The organism is Micromonospora palomenae, from assembly GCF_007829925.1.
GTDB lineage: Bacteria > Actinomycetota > Actinomycetes > Mycobacteriales > Micromonosporaceae > Micromonospora > Micromonospora purpureochromogenes.
Genome location: NZ_VIXA01000004.1, coordinates 378,048 through 396,329, shown reverse-complemented (window position 1 = coordinate 396,329; position 18,282 = coordinate 378,048). Strand labels below are relative to the sequence as shown.

19 protein-coding genes and 1 pseudogene are annotated in these 18,282 nt (G+C 69.8%); 5 read left to right on the top strand and 15 right to left on the bottom strand.

The window, feature by feature from the left end; genetic code table 11:
- Nucleotides 1–25: 25 nt before the first annotated feature.
- A complete protein-coding gene (locus tag FHX75_RS26550) occupies nucleotides 26–592 on the top strand; it encodes a TetR/AcrR family transcriptional regulator (RefSeq protein WP_154943063.1) in 567 nt (188 codons plus the stop codon).
- A 42-nt stretch (nucleotides 593–634) separates the two neighbouring features.
- Here FHX75_RS26550 and FHX75_RS26545 read toward each other — a convergent pair whose 3' ends face one another.
- The 7 genes and pseudogenes from FHX75_RS26545 to FHX75_RS26515 all read right to left on the bottom strand — a co-directional run bounded on the left by FHX75_RS26545 (nucleotide 635) and on the right by FHX75_RS26515 (nucleotide 5,511).
- Nucleotides 635–1,060, bottom strand: a complete 426-nt coding sequence (locus tag FHX75_RS26545; protein WP_211364588.1) for an iron chaperone — start codon at nucleotides 1,058–1,060, stop codon at nucleotides 635–637.
- A gap of 134 nt (nucleotides 1,061–1,194) precedes the next feature.
- Nucleotides 1,195–1,317: pseudogene (locus FHX75_RS31295) on the bottom strand (transposase); the annotation flags it as partial.
- A gap of 4 nt (nucleotides 1,318–1,321) precedes the next feature.
- Nucleotides 1,322–2,116: an ABC transporter permease gene (locus FHX75_RS26535; RefSeq protein WP_154943061.1), complete on the bottom strand. Its 795-nt coding sequence runs from the start codon at nucleotides 2,114–2,116 to the stop codon at nucleotides 1,322–1,324.
- Nucleotides 2,113–3,093 carry an ATP-binding cassette domain-containing protein gene (locus tag FHX75_RS26530; RefSeq protein ID WP_154943060.1) on the bottom strand — a complete coding sequence of 327 codons (981 nt, stop codon included), beginning with the start codon at nucleotides 3,091–3,093 and terminating at the stop codon, nucleotides 2,113–2,115. Before FHX75_RS26530 ends, FHX75_RS26535 begins: the two co-directional genes overlap by 4 nt.
- A gap of 149 nt (nucleotides 3,094–3,242) precedes the next feature.
- On the bottom strand, nucleotides 3,243–4,088 hold the full coding sequence (locus FHX75_RS26525) for a DUF4097 family beta strand repeat-containing protein (RefSeq protein WP_154943059.1): 846 nt from the start codon (nucleotides 4,086–4,088) through the stop codon (nucleotides 3,243–3,245).
- 38 nt (nucleotides 4,089–4,126) lie between these two features.
- On the bottom strand, nucleotides 4,127–4,666 hold the full coding sequence (locus FHX75_RS26520) for a hypothetical protein (protein WP_154943058.1): 540 nt from the start codon (nucleotides 4,664–4,666) through the stop codon (nucleotides 4,127–4,129).
- 401 nt (nucleotides 4,667–5,067) lie between these two features.
- The gene (locus tag FHX75_RS26515) at nucleotides 5,068–5,511 is read right to left on the bottom strand and encodes an OsmC family protein (protein WP_154943057.1); all 444 of its coding nucleotides are present in this window, start codon (nucleotides 5,509–5,511) and stop codon (nucleotides 5,068–5,070) included.
- Between the two features lie 123 nt (nucleotides 5,512–5,634).
- Between FHX75_RS26515 and FHX75_RS26510 the strand changes: the two genes are divergently transcribed.
- Together FHX75_RS26510 and FHX75_RS26505 are read left to right on the top strand one after the other, a co-directional pair.
- Nucleotides 5,635–6,345, top strand: coding sequence for a DNA alkylation repair protein (locus tag FHX75_RS26510; RefSeq protein ID WP_154943056.1), 711 nt, complete (start codon nucleotides 5,635–5,637; stop codon nucleotides 6,343–6,345).
- Between the two features lie 311 nt (nucleotides 6,346–6,656).
- A complete protein-coding gene (locus FHX75_RS26505; protein WP_154943055.1) occupies nucleotides 6,657–7,862 on the top strand; it encodes a D-alanyl-D-alanine carboxypeptidase family protein in 1,206 nt (401 codons plus the stop codon).
- Between the two features lie 66 nt (nucleotides 7,863–7,928).
- Here the strand turns inward: FHX75_RS26505 and FHX75_RS26500 are convergent, their stop codons facing one another.
- From FHX75_RS26500 to FHX75_RS30985, 8 genes are all read right to left on the bottom strand, one after another.
- Nucleotides 7,929–8,876 carry a CU044_5270 family protein gene (locus tag FHX75_RS26500; RefSeq protein WP_154943054.1) on the bottom strand — a complete coding sequence of 316 codons (948 nt, stop codon included), beginning with the start codon at nucleotides 8,874–8,876 and terminating at the stop codon, nucleotides 7,929–7,931.
- A complete protein-coding gene (locus tag FHX75_RS26495) occupies nucleotides 8,869–9,483 on the bottom strand; it encodes an RNA polymerase sigma factor (RefSeq protein ID WP_154943053.1) in 615 nt (204 codons plus the stop codon). The genes FHX75_RS26500 and FHX75_RS26495 overlap by 8 nt, the downstream gene beginning before the upstream one ends.
- A gap of 428 nt (nucleotides 9,484–9,911) precedes the next feature.
- A complete protein-coding gene (locus tag FHX75_RS26490) occupies nucleotides 9,912–11,282 on the bottom strand; it encodes a serine hydrolase domain-containing protein (RefSeq protein WP_154943052.1) in 1,371 nt (456 codons plus the stop codon).
- Nucleotides 11,283–11,492: 210 nt separating this feature from the next.
- Nucleotides 11,493–12,137, bottom strand: a complete 645-nt coding sequence (locus FHX75_RS26485) for a M15 family metallopeptidase (protein WP_154943051.1) — start codon at nucleotides 12,135–12,137, stop codon at nucleotides 11,493–11,495.
- Complete coding sequence (locus tag FHX75_RS26480) at nucleotides 12,134–13,309, bottom strand: UDP-N-acetylglucosamine--N-acetylmuramyl-(pentapeptide) pyrophosphoryl-undecaprenol N-acetylglucosamine transferase (RefSeq protein ID WP_154943050.1); 1,176 nt, start codon at nucleotides 13,307–13,309, stop codon at nucleotides 12,134–12,136. Before FHX75_RS26480 ends, FHX75_RS26485 begins: the two co-directional genes overlap by 4 nt.
- Nucleotides 13,309–14,337: a D-alanine--D-alanine ligase family protein gene (locus FHX75_RS26475; protein WP_154943049.1), complete on the bottom strand. Its 1,029-nt coding sequence runs from the start codon at nucleotides 14,335–14,337 to the stop codon at nucleotides 13,309–13,311. The genes FHX75_RS26480 and FHX75_RS26475 overlap by 1 nt, the downstream gene beginning before the upstream one ends.
- On the bottom strand, nucleotides 14,334–15,467 hold the full coding sequence (alr, locus tag FHX75_RS26470) for an alanine racemase (RefSeq protein ID WP_246158652.1): 1,134 nt from the start codon (nucleotides 15,465–15,467) through the stop codon (nucleotides 14,334–14,336). Before alr ends, FHX75_RS26475 begins: the two co-directional genes overlap by 4 nt.
- A gap of 68 nt (nucleotides 15,468–15,535) precedes the next feature.
- On the bottom strand, nucleotides 15,536–15,703 hold the full coding sequence (locus FHX75_RS30985) for a hypothetical protein (protein ID WP_170285463.1): 168 nt from the start codon (nucleotides 15,701–15,703) through the stop codon (nucleotides 15,536–15,538).
- A 180-nt stretch (nucleotides 15,704–15,883) separates the two neighbouring features.
- On the opposite strand from FHX75_RS30985, the gene FHX75_RS26465 reads away from it, so the two are divergent.
- Nucleotides 15,884–16,612 (top strand): response regulator transcription factor, encoded by a 729-nt coding sequence (locus tag FHX75_RS26465; protein ID WP_154943048.1) that lies wholly within the window; start codon nucleotides 15,884–15,886, stop codon nucleotides 16,610–16,612.
- Nucleotides 16,609–18,279, top strand: a complete 1,671-nt coding sequence (locus FHX75_RS26460; protein ID WP_154943047.1) for a sensor histidine kinase — start codon at nucleotides 16,609–16,611, stop codon at nucleotides 18,277–18,279. Before FHX75_RS26465 ends, FHX75_RS26460 begins: the two co-directional genes overlap by 4 nt.
- Nucleotides 18,280–18,282 lie beyond the last annotated feature (3 nt).

Sequence of the window (18,282 nt, the reverse complement as noted above, 5' to 3'; positions counted from 1 at the left end):
TCGGTCTGGGGTGTAGGATGCAACGATGGTGAGTACCCGGCGATCGGCGCCCCGCGACCATCTCCTCGCAACCGCGAGCCGCCTGTTCTACAACGACGGCATCAACAGCGTCGGGGTCGACCGCGTCCTCCAGGAGGCCGGAGTCACCCGCGCCACGCTCTACCGCCACTTCGCCGGCAAGGAGGCGCTCGTCGTGGCGTACCTCGAACGCGAGGACCAGATGATCCGGGAACTTTGGAACGAGGGGCTCGGCCGCGCCGTCTCTGCCGACCACGCAATCGAGATGGCCATCGAGGGGATCGCCGACGACGCCTACCGGCACCACACGCGCGGCTGCCCGTTCATCAAGGCGGCCGGCGAGTTCCCCGACCCGAGGAGCTCGGTGCGCCAGGTGATCAACAAGCACCGCGCCTGGTTCCACACCGAGTTGCGGCGCCTGCTCGCCGAGGCCGGCCGCGACGAGGTTGACACCAAGGCCGAGACCCTCGCCATGCTGCGCGACGCCCTCATGGTCGGCTGCTTCCTCGACGATCCCGACGTCACCCGCCGCACGTTCGTCCGCAATGCACGCTGGGCGGCCGGCCTGCGCTGAACGGGAGGCCGGCGCAGCACCCCAACTCATCGGTCGCAGTGGTCAGGAGACCGCGGCCTTCACCAGCTCGACGACCTTCTTCTCCACCGCGGGGCTCCACTTCTGCAGCGCGTACGCCACCGGCCACAGGTCTCCGTCGTCGAGGTTGGCCGTGTCCTGGAAGCCCAGGGTCGAGTACCGGTAGTTGAACTTGCCCGAGTCCTGGAAGAAGACGACAACCTTGCCGTCCGCGTTCACGTAGGCAGGCATCCCGTACCAGGTCTTTGGTGACAGTCCCGGCGCGGTAGCGGTCACCGTCGCATGCACGCGCTCGGCGAGGGCACGATCTTCCGGCGCCATCTGCGCGATCCTGTCGAGGACCGCTTGCAGCTCGTCGGCCTTCTTGGCCCCCTTCTTGCCTTCGGCGCGCAGCTCGGCGGCGCGCTCCTTCATCGCGGCGCGCTCCTCAGCGCTGAAGCCGTCGGACACGGTGGTGGAATTGTTCGTGGACACTCTCGGGCTCCCCTTTGCCGTAAACGCTCGGCGTGATGCCGGCTACCTGGGAAAAGGCTAGGGCCCGACGACACCCTGGCGCTTCTCGATTCCTGACCAGATGGCAGGCCCGGACAAGGCGTTCGAGTAGCCAAGATCCCGTTGATGACCTGCCGGTGATCCCGCCACCGCCCCCGCGACCCACCAGGCTCGGGAAGCAGCGGCGCGATCACCGCCCACGCCTCGTCGGTCAACGCCCTAGCGGGCCGCCCGCTTCTGGAACGAGTGCTTCGCCCACAGGTAGGACAGCAGCGAGATCACCGCGCACCAGCCCAGCGCGATTGGCGCGCTGTTCCCGATTCCCGAGCCGAGCAGCAGTCCGCGCAGCGTCTCGGTCACCGGCGTGAACGGCTGATGGTCGGCGAACCACCGCAGGCCGGCGGGCATGGTGTCGGTGGGCACGAAACCGCTGCCCAGGAACGGTAGGAGAATCAGGAACATCGGCAGGTTGCTGGCGGTCTCGACGCTGTCGCTGACGAGGCCGAGCGCGACCGACAGCCAGATCAGCGCGAACGCGATCGCGGCGAGCATGCCGGCGGCGGCGAGCCACTCGACCGGGGCGGCGGTGGGACGGAAGCCGATGGCCAGTGCGACGCCGAGCATGACGGCGATGCAGAGCATGGTCTGTATCAAGCTGCCGAGGACGTGTCCGGTCAGGACGGATGCCCGGGAGATGGCCATGGTGCGGAAGCGGTCGACGATGCCTTCGGTCATGTCCATCGCGATCGAGATGGCGGTTCCCTGGGCGGCCCCCGACACGGCGAACAGCAGCATGCCGGGAACCAGGTAGTTGATGTAGGCGCCGCGGTCGCCGCTCCCGCCGCCTGGAAGTCCGGCGCCGAGGGTCCCGCCGAACACGTAGACGAACAGCAGCAGCATGACAACGGGGAGACCGATCAGCATCGCGGTCAGCGAGGGATAGCGCTGGATGTGGCGGATCTGTCGGCGGAGCATGGTCGCCGAGTCGGTCAGGGTGTAGGCGAGGCTGGTCATCGGTGTCCCTCGGTGTTGTCGTGTCCTGCGGCGGCGGATGCGGGCGTGCCGGTGAAGGCGAAGAAGACGTCGTCCAGGTCGGGGGTGTGGATCGAGAGTTGGTCGACCTCGACGTGTGCGTCGTCGAGCCGGTCGAGCACGGCCCGCAGTGAGCGGACGTCACCATCGCTGGGGATCTGCAGGGTGAGGGCGACGTCGTCGCGCTGGGCGACGGTGAGTGTGCGGGCGGCGGTGTGCAGCGCGGTGGGGTCGGCGAAGCGCAGCAGGATGTGCCCGCCGGGGATGCGGCGCTTGAGTTCGTCGGGGGTGCCCTCGATGACGAGGCGGCCGTGGTCGAGTAGGGCGATGCGGTCGGCGAGCTGGTCGGCTTCGTCGAGGTACTGGGTGGTCAGGAACACGGTGACGCCCTCGGCGACGAGTCCGCGGATGATCTGCCACATCGCGTGCCGGCTGCGGGGGTCGAGGCCGGTGGTGGGTTCGTCGAGGAAGATCAGCCGCGGGTCGCCGACCAGGGTCATCGCCAGGTCGAGACGGCGGCGCATGCCGCCGGAGTAGACGGAGGCGGGCTTGCGCGCCATCTCACCGAGGTCGAAGCGGTCTACCAGCTGGGCGATGCGGCGTCTGCCCTCGGTGCGGCCGAGGTGGTGCAGGTCGGCCATCAGTTTGAGGTTCTCCTCGCCGGTGAGGAGGTTGTCGACGGCGGAGAACTGGCCGGTCACACCGATCGCCGCCCGTACTCCGTCGGGCTCCTTGGTGAGGTCGTGACCGGCGACGCGGATCGAACCGGCGTCGGCGGGCACCAGGGTGGACAGGATCCGCACCATGGTCGTCTTGCCCGCGCCGTTGGGTCCGAGCAGCGAGAAGACCGTTCCCTCGGTGACCATGAGATCGATGCCGTCGAGGACAACCTTGTCCCCGAACGTCTTGCGCAGGCCGGACACCGAGATGGCCGGCCGCGTCGCGGTCGTTACCGCCATTGCTTCCTCCACTGATCGAGGGTTCGCACGGATACGGAGGCGCGCGTCATCGCCGGTCAGGCCGCACAGGCCGGACCGGGATACGAAGGTGCGCGTCATCCCCGGTCCGGGCGGGACGCCCGCGACCGGTCAGACAGTTGGTGGGATGTTCAGGAGCGGTGGATCACGATGTCGCCGAACGCGGTGCGAGCCCGCACCTCGGCCTTCTCGTCGCTGTCGGCGGGACCGGCGGCGGCGTCCAGGTCGTTACGGACCTTGCCGAACTGGGTGTGCACGTCGAGCCGGGCTGCGGTACCACGCCGGATCCCGACCTGGATGCGCCCGGCCGCGGTGCGCAACGTGGCCGATCCGCGGACCAGTTCACCGATGCGGATGTCACCGTTGGCGGTGTTCGCCGTGACCGAGGCGGCGGCGTACTCGGCGGCGACGTGGCCGTTCGCGGCATTGACCCGCAGCTCGCCACCCGCCTCGCCGATCCACGTGTCGCCGTTGCCGTTCTTCAGCACGGCGCGACCGCCGACGGCGCGGACGCTGAGCTTGCCGGAGCCGGTGGTGACCCCGGCGTCGCCTGCCACGTTCTCGGCGATGGCCGCGCCGAAGCCGGTGTGGAGGCTGAGTTCGCCGGTGTCCTCGACCTGCAGGTCGCCGGCGCCGGTCTTCAGACGGCAGTCGGCCAGCGAGCCGGAGCAGCTGATGGCACCGACGCCCAGCTTCCCGTCCACGCCGGAACCAGCCGGTAGGTCGATGGTCACCTCGACCGAGCCGGTCCTGCCGAAGATGCCGAAGCCGGGTTGCCTGGGGCCGCGGACCACGAGGCGGCCGGAGGCGTACTCGACACGGGTTTGCGCCGCTGCGCGCACATCGCGGTCGTCGGATTCGTCGGCCGGCCGCACCTGCACGACGGTGTCGGTTCGCGGACCGGCGGTGATCCGCAACTCGCCGGCGACGAGTTCGACCGAAGCCGAAATCGGTCCCGGGGTGTCGAAGGATGGCATGGTGCTCCCCTCTCGGGTAGTCGATGGGGCCGGCGCTGCTAGCGCACCCAGCCGGTGAAGCGCTGACCGCCGGTCGCGACGCCGGATCGCCGGGGGGCGTCGGCCCGGTGGTGCTGGCTGTCGGTGTCGACGGCAGCGGCTGCAGCCCGGATCAGCCAGGTATTGATCGAGACGCCGGCGCGGCCGGCCGCGTGCTCGACGCGCGCCTTGAGGTGCTCCGGCAGGCGCAGGCTGATCCGCACGGTCGCCTCGTCCTCGCCGTCCGCGGGTGGCTGCGGCACCGGACTCGGCGGGGCCGCCGCTGCCGCCTCCGCGTCGTCGGCCCACTGCTCGGCGGGCGGTGGCGTCACGGCGAAGCTGGGCTCCCCGTGACGCAGGCGCAGGTCAACCGAACCGGGCGCGAGATCGCGGGTGATCTCGGTGGCCGCTTCGGAGAGCGCGTCCAACAGGGCGAGCCGGACCGCGGACTCCAGCGGTGCGGTGAGTCGCTCGGCCAGTTCCCGGGCGTCGTCACCGCCCGCGGCGGCGGCTACCGCGAGCTGCTGCCGGATCGCGTCGACGTAAGCGCGAAGTTCCATGACGCCATCATGGCATCACCTTGATGCCACGCGCAAGGAGAGTGATGCCATCGCGCGCAGTTCCCGTTCGAATCGTGCCGAGTGTGAATCGCGAACGGGTAGCCGGCAGGCCAGCATCTGCGCCTGCGGCGCCGAGCGAGGGCTCTCCCCCGCGACCTTCCGGCGGGCGCCCAGAACGCCCCGTCACCAGGCACGACTGGTCAGCGCCGAGCTTCGGCCGCCGCTCGCGCCAAGCGACCCGGAGCGCGGCATCTCGGGGCCGTCGGCCCTACGGCCCGAAGCGAGCGATCCGACGGTGGGTGAACCGAAGTGTCAGCGACGTGGTGTGGCGGTAGCGGCCCATCGAGAAGCACCGGCATGTCGCCCGCGGGGGTGATCGAACGCCTCGCCGCCCGGAGACCTCAGTCCCCGGTGGAACCGGCAGCCTCGACGATCGAGACGGGAGTGCCAAGTTCGACGGTACGGGAGACGGTGCACAGTCGTTCGTGCGACTGCCGCAGCGACCGGGGCAGCGCCTCGCGCGCCCTGTCGCCGTCCGCGCCCACCGGGAACGTCACGGTGAACTCGACCCTGAGGTTCTGCATCCGGTTTCCTCCGGCCTCGTCCCGGATCTTGTCGCCGGTGACTTCGACGGAGAACCGGGTCGGCTCGGCGCGGCGGCTGGTGATGTGGTCCACGTCTATCGCGGTGCAGCCGCCGATGGCAGCCAGCAGCAGTTCCACCGGCGTGAAGCCGGCGTCCTCGCCCGTGCCCATCGACAGCGATCCGCCGCGGACATTCCGCGCGACGTACTTCCCCACGCTGGTGCGCTCGATCTCCACCGAGCGGAAGGTGTCCTCACTCATGACAGGGAAACTACCGAGACCTTCTGGTCCCGAGGCACCGGCTCGGCTGATCGGCCCATCCTCAACCGTCGGGACCGCAGATCAGGACCGTGGGCAACGGCGGTCGCGGTAGGTTGCACAGTCATGGCCACGACTGCCGACGTCCGTCACGAACTCGCCAGCCTCGCCGACCCGCGGCGGGCGGAGGCATCGAGCCGGTTTCTGCAGATGACCCCAGGCGGGTACGGCGAGGGCGACACGGCCATTGGTGTCTCCGTGCCGGAACAGCGCAAGGTGGCCGCCCGGCACTGGCGCGACCTCTCCCTGGCCGAGACGGCAAAGCTGCTGACCAGCAGCGTGCACGAGGAGAGGCTGACGGCGCTGTTCATCCTGGTGCGAAAGTTCACCAAGGGCGACGAGGAGGAACGGGGCCAGATCTTCAGCATCATCCTGGCCAACACCGACCGCATCAACAACTGGGACCTGGTGGACTCATCCGCTCCGTACATCGTCGGCCCCTGGCTGATCGACAAGAACCGGAGCGTCCTGGACCGGTTGGCCGAGTCGAGCCTGGTGTGGGACCGGCGCATCGCCATCATGGCAACTTTCGCCTTCATCAAGGCCGGTGACTTCCATTGGACCTTCCGCCTCAGCGAACGGCTCCTGCGCGACCCGCACGACCTCATTCACAAGGCGGTGGGCTGGATGCTGCGCGAGGTGGGCAACCGTGACAGAGCGGCGGAGGAGGATTTTCTGGCCCGACGCTACCGGGTCATGCCGCGGGTGATGCTGCGGTACGCGATCGAGAAGTTCGAACCGCAGCGACGTCGGGAGTACCTGTCCGGTGTGGTCTAGATAATTGCTGCCCGCCGGCTGGTGGGCTCACACACTGGCCAGCCGTCCCGTCCTGACCGACTGCGCCCGGCGTTCTCCGCTCTCGACAACCGCCAACCCTGCAGTCACACCCATTCCGAGAGTTGCTCGACCAGGCCGCAGTGTCTTGGTTCGTCCCGAACACACCAATCGAGTGTGCCCATTATCTGCAGAGAGCCTTACGAAACGGCACAAGGCGATTGAAAGGGCGCAGCCCGCCCAAAGGCCGGAATCCTCGCCGCCTTTCTGCAACCGGGCCCTGCCTGCTTTGTCAGCAGTTACCGTGCTTTAACATGACCGTCGCTCGCATTAGTGCCGTAGTGCTCAGCGCCTTGCTGACCACGCCCGGCGTGGCAGTCGGGTCCTCGACGTTGGCGGCGTCCGCGCCGTACGTACCCTGCCCGGCCGTGAAGCCGCCGGCGCCCCCGCCCGCCGCACCGTCGCCGCCACCGGTCGGTCCCGCCGACCTGGCCGTCGGCGGCGAGACGCTGGCGACGGCGGGGCTGGCCATTCCCGCGGGTGCGTCGATGGCGCCGTCGGTGACCGCCACCTCGTGGGTCGTGGCCGACCTCGACAGTGGCGCGGTGCTGGGTGGATGCGGCCCGCACGAGCACCGCACGCCCGCCAGCGTGCAGAAGATGCTGCTGGCCGCGGCCCTGATGCCGCACCTCGACCCTGCACAGGTGGTCGAGGTGACCCGGGCGGATCTGCAGGATCTCGATCCGGCCAGTTCACTGATGGGGGTGGTCGAGGGCGGCCGTTACTCGGTCGAGAGCCTGTGGCTGGGGCTTCTCCTCAAATCGGGAAACGACGCGGCCAACGTGCTGGCCCGCCTCGGCGGCGGCACCGCCGGGCGGCAGGGCGGCGTGCAGGCGATGAACGACGAGGCACACCGGCTGGGCGCAAACCAGACCCACGCGGCGACACCGTCCGGCCTGGACGGTCCCGGGCAGTACACCAGCGCGTACGACCTGGCGCTCATCGCACGCGCCACCTACGCCCGCGCAGACTTCCGGCGATACATCGCCACCCGGGTGGCGGAGATACCGGCGAAGCCGGGAACGCCAGGCTTCTCCATCACCCACGACAACACGCTGCTGGACCACTACCCGGGGACGCTCGGCGGGAAGACGGGCTTCACCGACCTGGCCCGACAGACATACGTGGGGGTGGCGGAACGTAATGGCCGGCGGCTCGCCGTGACCCTGCTCGGCGCGGAGACCGCGCCACTGGGGAGCCTGGGCGAGGCGGCGGCCCTGCTGGACTGGGGCTTCGCTCTCCCGCCCGACGCGTCGGTCGGCCGCCTGGTCACCCCCGACGAGAAGAAGAAAGACCGTCCCATCACCGAGGTCAGAGGCGGGCTTGACGGTCATGCTGAGGCAGGATCATCGTTCTCGTTGGCGGCCATTCTCGGCCTCGGCGCCGCCGTCGTACTGGCCGTCCTCCTCGTGACGGCTTCCTGGCGACAGAGAGCCACGCGCCGGGCGGCCAACCCCTAGGAGGCCGACGGTTCAGATCCGGAGACCGGGCGGGGCGCCGAGGCGCCCCGCCCGGTGAGACGGAATTCAGGTCGTCTGACCGACTCGGTCGACGATGGCGAGCTCAAGCACGGCCGACGATCCCGCCGACCCGCCCACGCCGAGAAAGGTGTAGGTCTCGGGGTGGAAGACGAGCACAATCTCGCCTGAGCCGCGCGTCGATGGCCAGGCGATCCCGATGCCCGATCGGCCCGCGCCGTCCGTGACATGCTCCACGGCTTGCAGGTCCGGCGTCGTCGCCGCGGCCTCGTAGAGCGCAGCAAGGGTGCGCGGGCGGAGGTAGCTGCCGGTGAGGTAGTAGAGCACGTCCTTGCCGGCGGCATTGGCGTCACCTGGTTCACCGCTGCGGTGCTCGACCAGAAAGGTCCGCATCGCGGCGGCATCGGTGGGCAGGTCGGCGCGGTAGGCCGGTGCTGGGGTGCACCGCTCGGTCTCGCCCGGAACTACCTTGTCGCCCTTGAGCACCGCCGCCCGTCCGTTCCGGCAGCCGGGGACGATTCTTTCCGTGCGGCCGGTGGCAGAGGTCTCGATGACCAGACCGTCTCGGGTTCCGTCCACCGACATCCAGCTCTCCCGCATCCCCCGCCCCTCCTGGCTGCGTGAGTAGACGAACTGGTCGGGCCGGGGATTGACGTCGCGCACTCGCAGCGCGGCGGTTGCCGCATTCCGGAGAACCTGGGTGGCATCGGCCCGCGCGGCCGGCGTGCTGCCACCGAGCCGGTCCGGCACAAGCACCAGTACCGCAGCGAGCGACGCCGCGACGCCCGCCGCTGCCACCCCGCTGAGCACGAGCCGCCAGGCCGGTCGCCTCGAGCGAGGAAGCGTCGAGGGCACGGTCGACGTCGTGGGCGCGGACGACTTTGCCGTCATCGCGGCCATCGCGGTCGTCAGCCGGCTGCGGGCCGGGCTCAACCGCTCGGCCGTCGGCAGCTCGGTCTCGTCGCCGAACTGCTGGAGCAGTCGCAGCTCATCCATTGCTCAGTGCCTCCTCGATCGTGCTGGCCGGTTCGCCGCCCAACTTCTCGCGGAGCAGCCTGCGGGCTCGGTTGAGTCGTGATCGCACGGTGCCGACCGGGATCGTCAGTGCGGCGGCAACCTCCTCGTACGTCAGTTCCTCCCAGGCGATCAGCAGCAACACGTCGCGATCTCCGTCGGAGAGCGTGGACAACGCGTCGAGGAGAAGTCGGCGTAGCGATTGCGCCGTCACCACGGTGGCGACCCGGTCGGCATGTGATGCCTCGTTCGTCGCCGGGACGTACGCCTGCCGCAGTCGGTATTCGCGCTCCTCCGTCCGCCGGTGCTGGCCGGCGATGTTGGTGGCGATCCCGTACAGCCAGGGCCGGGCGTTCGGACAGGTGATGTCGAATCGATCCCGACGACGAAACGCCGCGAGGAAGGTCTCAGCGACCAGGTCGTCCGCGGCCGGCACACCGAGGCGCCGTGCCAGGTAGCGATGGATGTACGGCGCGTGCCGGTCGAAGATCGTCGAGAAGATCTCCGGTTCCTGCACGGACCGCGCGATGATCGCTGCGTCCGTCACCGCACCGACGTCGACATCCTTCACTCGTCGCAGGTGTCTCATGTATGGCCCTTCGCGGAGTCGGGAAGCATCACCTGTTATCCGCACCCCGTGGCCGGACGGTTCACGGACGGGACGGTAGATGTCCGAACTGAGGTGGTGGGACTTCTGGTCAGCCGACCCGGTTGGGAGCGCCGTCGATACCGCTGGTCGTCGAGCAGACCGCGCGGCCGCCTTGTTGACCGCACTTCTCGGACCATGGACGGGGCTTGTCGGCGCTGGGCGCGACTGATCTGCGACACCTCAGCGCCCTGATCGCGGCATGGGAGTGCGCTGTGCGGCGGCGATAGCGCGTTCGGCAGGGCGCATTACAGTAAGGCCTCGCAGCAGTCACGCTTGGCAGCGCAACGGATCGAGGTTGATCCGCGACTCGTACACGAGCAGAGGCCAGCACATCGTCGGCCGCCGCAAGCTCGCAGGTGAATACTCGGCTATTCCGGTTGCCTGGTTGATGGTGTCGCGGTTTGCGTGACTCCTTCCTGCCGCAGTTCCAGGATGTAAGGCTGGTCGTTGGTCTGCAGGAACCGGACTTCCAGATCGAGTCCCGGGTGTAGGTAGCGACCGTCTGGGTCTGCCAGCAGTACAACCGGTTGCTGGGTGGCGGCGGAGAAGGTCAGTTGGCCGTCGGTGACCGCGATGTCGATCGCGTAGTCGTCGTGTAAGACGTAGCGGCCCGTCACGTCACCAAGCGGCGCGGCTGTGATCCTGGTGGTGTACCGACGGTCCGCGGCGGCGCGGATGCTGGCCAGCAGCTCCCATCCATCCTCAGAATTGGTCATCGCAGCGACCGCGGTGCCGCTGTCGGGCCACACGTAGGAAAAGCAGGTATAGCCAACGTTCAACCCGGTGTGTCCGAAACGCCGGCGCCCGGCGCGGTCGTCGACCTCAGTGCCGAGCCCGTAGTTGCCGCCAGGAATCTGCGGTGTCCACATCTCGGTGGCCAGGTCGCGGTCGAGCAGCTTCGAGTCTCCGGAGGCCGCCCGGGCGATCTCGAGGTCGAGCCGGAGCAGGTCGGTCGGGGTGCTCCACAGTCCACCTGCGGCCGTCTCCGGTTGCACTCGCCAACCGCCGGGAATCCCGGTGCCGCCACCGTGATGGCCCCGAGCCACCGGATGCGGTCGCTGGTGCGGAAACTGCTGGTCGAAGCTGCTGTCGGCCATGGCCACCGGTTCCAGCACCAGAGTTTGCATGAGGTCCTCGAACGGGGTTCCGGTCGCGTCCACCATCAGCTGCTGGAGCACCGAGTAGTGGCTGCCCGAGTACCGGAAACGGCTGCCTGGCAACAGGGTCGCCCGAACCGGTGGAGTAGTCGTCGAGCCGCTGCCTTCCAGGACCTGCAGCAGCGACGGGGCGCGATCTGCGGCATAGCCGCGGTACCAGGTGTCGGACAAACCCGCCGTGTGCGCCAGCAATTGTCGTAACGTAACTCCCGGTTGCCGACCCTCGCGGTCGAGTAGTTGCCACGAGGTGAGGTACTCGCCGATATCGGTGTCCAGATCCAGGACACCGTCCTGGACCAGTAGCAATGCGCCGAACGCGGCGACATGCTTACTGATCGAACAGGCCGCGAACGCGGTGCCCGCGGTCACCGGCGTCGACGTCTCGCCACCCGTGACGCCATACCCCGCCGCCCACACCCGCCCGCTCACGTGCCCGACGGCGATGCTGACCCCCGGCACCTGATAGATGCTCATCAGGTCGGACAACGCCGCCGTGTCCGGCGAAAGCCGCCCGGAAGACACATGCCGGTCAAGTTGGCCCAGCAATGAGACCCAGTCCTGAGAGAGATCCACGTCTTCCACGGCGTCGATCCTCGACCACACGTACCGGTAGATCAAGCTGATCGAAGAATCTCTATATATGCGATGCAACGGCGGTCGACAGCAGCGGCATCACTCAGGCAGTCGCTGACGAAATGGAGATCCGCACACTGCCGTGCCCTGATCAGATAGTGGAAGATCGCACCGCCAGGGCTGCGATGATCCGCAACAGGTCGATTTCGTACCGCCGCTTCACGGCAGATCCACCGGCCCGTACCGGGTCCGGGCGGCCCCGGTGCTCAGCGCCCAGTAGCGGTCGCCGAACGACCAGTGCCACCATTCGGTCGGGTAGTTGACCATGCCGGCAGACGACAGCGCCCGGCCCAGGATGCCGCGATTGGTGCGGGCCCGCGGGGAGATGTGGGGTGATCCCGTGAAGCAGGCGTTGGCGCTGTCCACCGGGCTGGCGTTGACGATCGTGCCCAGGTCCAGTTCGATCCCGTCGTCCGTACAGAGCGTGAGGTCGACCGTGCCGCCGGTACTGTGTGGAGCCACCTCGGGCGGCGAGATGTACTTGCTGGCCTCCACGTGCCGGCGCGCCGAGTCCCACTCTGGGTACCTGCGGCGCAGTTCGTCCTGGTAGCTCTCGAAGTAGGTCGTCTGCAGGCTGAGCGGCCGGTATCCCTCGATGACCAGCAGCCGCAGCCCTCCGGGCAGGGTCCGCTGGGCGGCGAGCAGACGCTGCACCGTCGCCTCGCGCAGGTGCGCGTACGCGCCGGCCTCGTCGGCCAGCCGGTCGTCCACCCGAAGGTCCGCGACCTGGCGTACGTCGACCAGGGCCTCCCCGTTGTCGCCGAGCGGGATGGCCGATATTCGCCGATCGGAGAGCAGGATCATGACCGGTACCGCCCAGCGGCGTCGATGATCGCGCTGGCCACGGCCGCGGCCGCATGGGGCCGGCCGTGGTGACGGGCGGCGTTGGCCAGTTCCTGGCGTCGTTCCGGGTGGTCGAGCAGCACCATGATCTCCTCGTAGAGGCGGTTGGCGGAGGCGTCGGGGCCGGCGAGCATGCGGGAGGCACCGGCGTCGGCGAGGTGCCGTGCGGTCCGCCGCTGTTCGTCGCCGCCGGTGGGGATGAGCGGGATGAAGACGCAGGCCTTGCCCAGGGCGGTGAGTTCGGCGACGGTGCCGGCGCCGCTGCGCGCGACGACGATGTCCGCGGCGCTCAGGACGTCGGGCAGCTCGCCGTGGACGTAGTCGACGACCTGGTACCTGCTGCGCAGGTGTTCCGGGAGGGCGGCCGCGACCTGCCGCATCCGGTCGAGGGAGTAGTCGCCGCACTGGTGCAGCACATGACATCTCTGCAAAAGTCCGGGGAGGATGTCGGCGATCAGGTTGTTGACCTGCACGGCCCCCTGGGCGCCGCCGGTGACGTACACCAGCGGCAGGCGCGGATCCAGGTGGTACGCGGCGAGCGCCCGGTCGCGGTTGCCCGTGAGGATCTCGGGCCGGATCGGGTTGCCGGTGACCACCGCGCGGGTTCTGGCTCGGGCGGGCAGATGGTCGACGGAGGACTCGTGACTCAGCAGGACTCGATCGGCGAGGCGGGCGAGGATCCGGTTCGCCAGCCCGAGCGTGAGGATCTGCTCGTGCATGACCAGCGGGCGGCGGGTCAGCCAGGCGGCGATCCCGATCGGGACGGAGACGTATCCGCCGGTGGAGAAGACCACCTCGGGCCGGGTGCGCACCACGATCATGATGGCCTGGAAGATGCCGAGCGGCACGCGGAAGGCGTCGGCGACGTTGCGGCCCCACTCGTGCAGGTTCGGCGAGCGGCGCAGTTTGCCGGTGGTGATCGCCGTGAAGGGAATGCCCTCCTGCCGCGCGATTCTGGCCTCCAGTCCGTGGGCGACGCCCACCCAGCGGACGTCCGGTGCGGTGCCGGCTGCCGCCAGCCGGTCGCGGAGCGTACGGATCGTGGTCAGCGCCGGGTAGGTGTGCCCGCCCGTTCCCCCGCCCGTGACGATCATGCGGAGACCCCGGAGATGTTCTGCGGTGTAGACGGCCATCAGCAGGGACTCGGGCAGGGGGAGGCGGTGTCGCGTCGGTGCAGTGCGCCCTGGATGAGGATGTCGAGCAGCGCGGAGTAGCCGACGCCGGCCCGCTGCCAGATCTGCGGGTACTGGGAGGCGGCGGTGAATCCGGGGAAGGTGTTGACCTCGTTGATCACCGGCTCCCGGTGGTCTCCGGTCCACCCTGTGCCGTGGTCGGCGTCCGGATCCGGGAGGAAGAAGTCGACGCGGAGCAGCCCACGGCAGCCGAGCGCGTGGAACGCCTGCACGGCCCGGTCCTGCAGTAGTCGGGTGGTGCCGGGGTCGAGCTGGGCCGGAATGTGGAAGACGGCACCGCCGTCGTACTTCGCGTCGTAGTCGAAGAAGGCGGCGTTCGCCACCCGTATCTCCAGCGGCGGCCCGGCCTCGACGCGACCGTCGGGGTGCTGAAGGACGCCGACGTCGATCTCGCGCCCGCGCACGGCGCGTTCGACGAGAACCGTCCCGTCGCTCTCGCGCGCGAGCCGCAGGGCGGCGGGCAGGTGCGCCCATTGTTCGACCTTGGAGACTCCCAGGCTGGAGCCGGCCCGGGCCGGTTTGACGAAGACGGGCAGCCCCAGCCGCTCCTGATCCCGCGACGACAGATCCTCGTCGGGCCGCAGCGTCACCCCGTCGGCCACGCGCAGGCCGTCGGCGGCGAGGAGTTTCTTCGTGACCGGCTTGTCCATCCCCGCGGCGCTGGCGAAGACACCGTTTCCGACAAACGCGACGCCGAGCCACTCCAGCATCGACTGGACGGTGCCGTCCTCACCGTACGGGCCGTGCAACGCCGGGAACACGACGTCCTGGTCGCCGAGGGTCCGCAGCGCCTGCGCGAACGTGGTCCGGTCGCCGTTCACCCGCCACTGGCCGTCCCGCTCGATCAGCACCTCGGTCACCTGGTAGGCGGCGGGGTCGAGGTGGGCCAGGATGCTCTCCGCCGAGCGCCGGGAGACGTCGTGCTCCCCGCTGCGCCCACCGAACAGCACCGCCAAACGAACAGTCATGATGTTGCCGCTTCCCCGTGTAGGTGTACGCGCGCCACTCGCGCGCCGATTCCGGTCAAGACTTCGTGCGGGTTGGTGCCGGCCCACCGCGCCCACTCGGCGGCCGTCGGCTCGGCCGGGTCGGGCGCGCCGGGATCGGCGCCGGGACCGAAGACGGTCACCGGATCGCCGAGCGCCACCGGCAGGTCGCCGACATCGACGACGCACTGATCCATGGCGATGCGGCCGACGATCGGGCAGCGCCGACCGGCGAGCCAGACCCACGCGCGGCCCTCGGCGGTGCGCGACAGGCCGTCGGCGTACCCGAGCGGCAGCAGGGCGAGCGTGGTCGGTTGATCGGTCACATGATCGGGGCCGTAGGACACGCCGGTCCCGGCGGGCACGCGCTTCAGGTTGATCACCCTTGACCGCAGGGTCATGGCGGGTCGCAGGCCGTAGCGGCGGGGACCGGTCGCGCCGAACGGGTCGACGCCGTACATGGCCAGGCCGATCCGGCAGAGATCGAACCGGGTCTGCGGGGCGGCCAGTGCCGCCGCCGAGTTCGCCAGATGCACCACTTCGGGGTCGAGCCCGGTGTCCCGAGCGATTCGCAGCGCCTCCTGGAACGTTGACAGCTGCCGGGCGATGCTCGGGCAGCCCGGCACGTCGGCGTTCGTCAGGTGGGACCACACCCCGCGTACCCGGATGCTGCCCTCCGCCTCGTGCTTGCGAGCCCAGGCGACCAGCTCGGGCCATTCGTCGCCGCTGGCACCGTTGCGTGACAGACCGACGTCCGCCTTGAGCTGGACCGCGGCGGGCACACCGAGATCCGTGGCCGCGGTGGCGATCGCGCGCAGGTGCGTCAGGGTCGACACCGCGATGTCGACGTCCGCGGCGATCAGGCGGGTGAAGTCCTCGTCCGGCCGGTGCAGCCAGCTCAGGACGGGCGCGTCGATGCCCGCCGTCCGCAGCGCCAGCGCCTCCGTCGCCGAGGTCACACCCAGCCAGGCGGCGCCGGCGCCCAACGCAGCCCGCGCCACCGGCACCGCGCCGTGCCCGAACCCGTCGGCCTTCACCACCGCCATCAGCCCGGTACGGGCGATCGCCGCGATCGTGCGGACGTTCTCCGCGATCGCCGCAAGATCGATCACGGCCTCGGCCAGCTGGACACTCTCGTTGATCGCACCGGCCCCCGCGCGCCGACCACGCGTACCCGGCGTCACCCGGCAGTCCCGGGCTCGACGGCCGGTTCATCCGGCGGTTCGACGGCCCCTTGCCGGCCGACCGCGGCGGCCCGGCGCACCGCGAGCGTCTCCCGGATCCGCCGGCGGGCCGCCCGCCGCTGTTGCTCGTCGCGGCGGCCCGGGTGTGCTGGTTCGAAGATCATGTCCGGCTCCTGACTGATACGACGGGCACGGTAGGCAGCCGGTGGTGAAGAACCCTTGAAGAAGCCGTGGGCCAGCTGTGCGGATGTCCCGCTCGCCACTCTCCGGAGCCCGCCCACATCAGTTCTTCACGGGTTTCGGGTTTACTTGACCCCCGCCACCACCAGCCAGAACGGGGAAACATGAGCGCGCGGATCCTGGTCGCCGAGGACGACCCCAAGCAGGCCAACCTGGTACGGGTCTATCTCGAACGCGAGGGGCACAGCGTGCTGCTGGTCGGCGACGGGCGGGCCGCGCTGGACCAGTGCCGGTCCCGCCGGCCGGACCTGGTGGTCCTCGACGTGATGATGCCGATCGTCGACGGTCTGGACGTGTGCCGGATCCTGCGCGCTGAATCGGAGATTCCGATCCTGCTGCTGACCGCCCGTACCACCGAGGACGACGTCCTGCTGGGCCTCGACCTCGGTGCCGACGACTACCTCACCAAGCCGTACAGCCCGCGGGAGCTGGCCGCCCGGGTACGGGCGCTGCTGCGCCGGGCCCGGGTGGTGAGCGCCGACAACCGGGCGGTGCTGCGCGTCGGCGAGCTCGAGGTGGACGCCGGCCGGTTCGAGGTACGCGTCGCTGGCCGGCCGGTCGCCCTGACGGCCAAGGAGTTCGGCATCCTCGAGGTGCTCGCCGGCGAGCCCGGGCGGGCGTTCACCCGGGCGCAGATCATCGACCGGGCTTTCGGATTCGACCGTTTCGTGCTCGAACGCACGGTCGACGCGCACGTGATGAACCTCCGCCGCAAAATCGAGGACGACGTTGCCGAGCCGCGGTACGTGCAGACCGTCTACGGCCGCGGCTACCGGCTCGCCGAACCGGAGCCGGCGGCGACGCCTCAGGGCACGCCCGGAGCCAGCCGGTGAGTTTTCGGCTACGGGTGCTCTGGCTGGTCGTCCTCGTCGCGGTGAGCGCGACCGCGGCGACCGCGTGGCTGACCCTGCGGCAGGCCTCGCAACAGATCAACGACTCGGCCACCACCGACCGGGCGCAACTCGATGAGGTCGTCGGCCGACTCACGACGTACGGCAGCCGGCACGGCACCTGGGAGGGCGTGCCCGACCTGGTGCGGGACCTGCGCGCCCAGACCGGTCAGCGGATCCACCTGGTCGCCGACACGGGCCAGGTGATCGTGGACACGGACACCCAGGAGGACCGCACCGCCCGGCCGCTCGGCACGATGGTCGGGGTCGTCGACCCGCGGCCGGTGTTGAATCTGGCCGCACTGCCGGCGGAGCCGGCGAGCCGGCAGAAAGGGGTGGCCAGTGCGATCGCCGGCTACCGCACCGGCGTGCGGTTCGCGGCCTGCCTGACCCGGGAATCCGTCCCTGTTGTCGCTGCACCCACCAGCACGGGAGTTCCGCAGTTCGACGCCGACCTGAGCGCGGCCGACGTGCGCGATCGCCCTGGTGTCGCTGAGATCGTCGACGGTTGCGCCGACGTCGCGGCAGAGCCGGGCCGGCACCTGGCAGACGCTGCCTCGGTGCAGGTGTGCGGTAGCTCGACGGTGGAAGCACTGGATACCTGCCTGGCCCAGGCCTTCACCAACGACATCAGTGACCTCGCGCCGGTACCCGCCCGGGTCTATCTCGGTGCTCGCGGCGACCCGGCGTCCGTGTTGACCGTCGGTCCACTGCTCGCCGCGGCAGCGGGCGTGGCGGCCGTCGCGGTCATCGGCACCGTGCTGCTGAGCCGGCGGGTGCTGCGCCCCATCGACACGCTCACCGCGGCCGCTCAGCGGCTCGGCCGGGGCGACCTCACCGGACGGGTTCCGGTGCGGGGCAACGACGAGCTGGCGGAGTTGGCCCGGTCGTTCAACCTGATGGCCGACTCCCTGCAGCGCGGGGAGGAGCGGCAACGCCGGTTGGTCGCCGACGTCGCACATGAACTGCGTACCCCGCTGGCCAACCTGCGCGGCTATCTCGAGGCGCTCTCCGACGGCGTGATCGCGCCGGACCAGGAGCTCTACGCCTCGCTGCTCGAAGAGGCGGTGCTGCAGCAGCGCATCGTCGACGACCTGCAGGACCTGGCCCTGGCGGAGGCCGGCAACCTGGCGTACCACCGGGTCACCGTGGATCTGGCCGAACTCCTGGAGACCTGCCGCACCGCCCACCACGCCCGGGCGGAGTCGGCCGAGGTGTCGTTGCGCGTGGCGGCCGAGCCGGTTGCGGTGCACGCCGATCCCGACCGGCTGCGCCAGGTGATGGGCAATCTCGTCACCAACGCCCTACGGGCGACCGCTGCGGGCGGCAGCGTCCGGCTGGTCGCGAGCCGCACCGACACGCAGGCGATCGTCCAGGTCGTCGACACCGGCTCGGGAATCGCCGCGGACGCGCTGCCGCACGTGTTCGACCGGTTCTGGCGGGCCGACGCCGCGCGGGGCCGCCGTACCGGGGGCAGTGGCCTCGGCCTCGCCATCGCCCGGCAGATCGTCACCGATCACCAGGGCACCATCACGGTCGCGAGTGAGGTCGGCGTCGGGACGACATTCACCATCACGCTCCCCCGCGTCGACCAGCTTGATCAGGTGTGACGG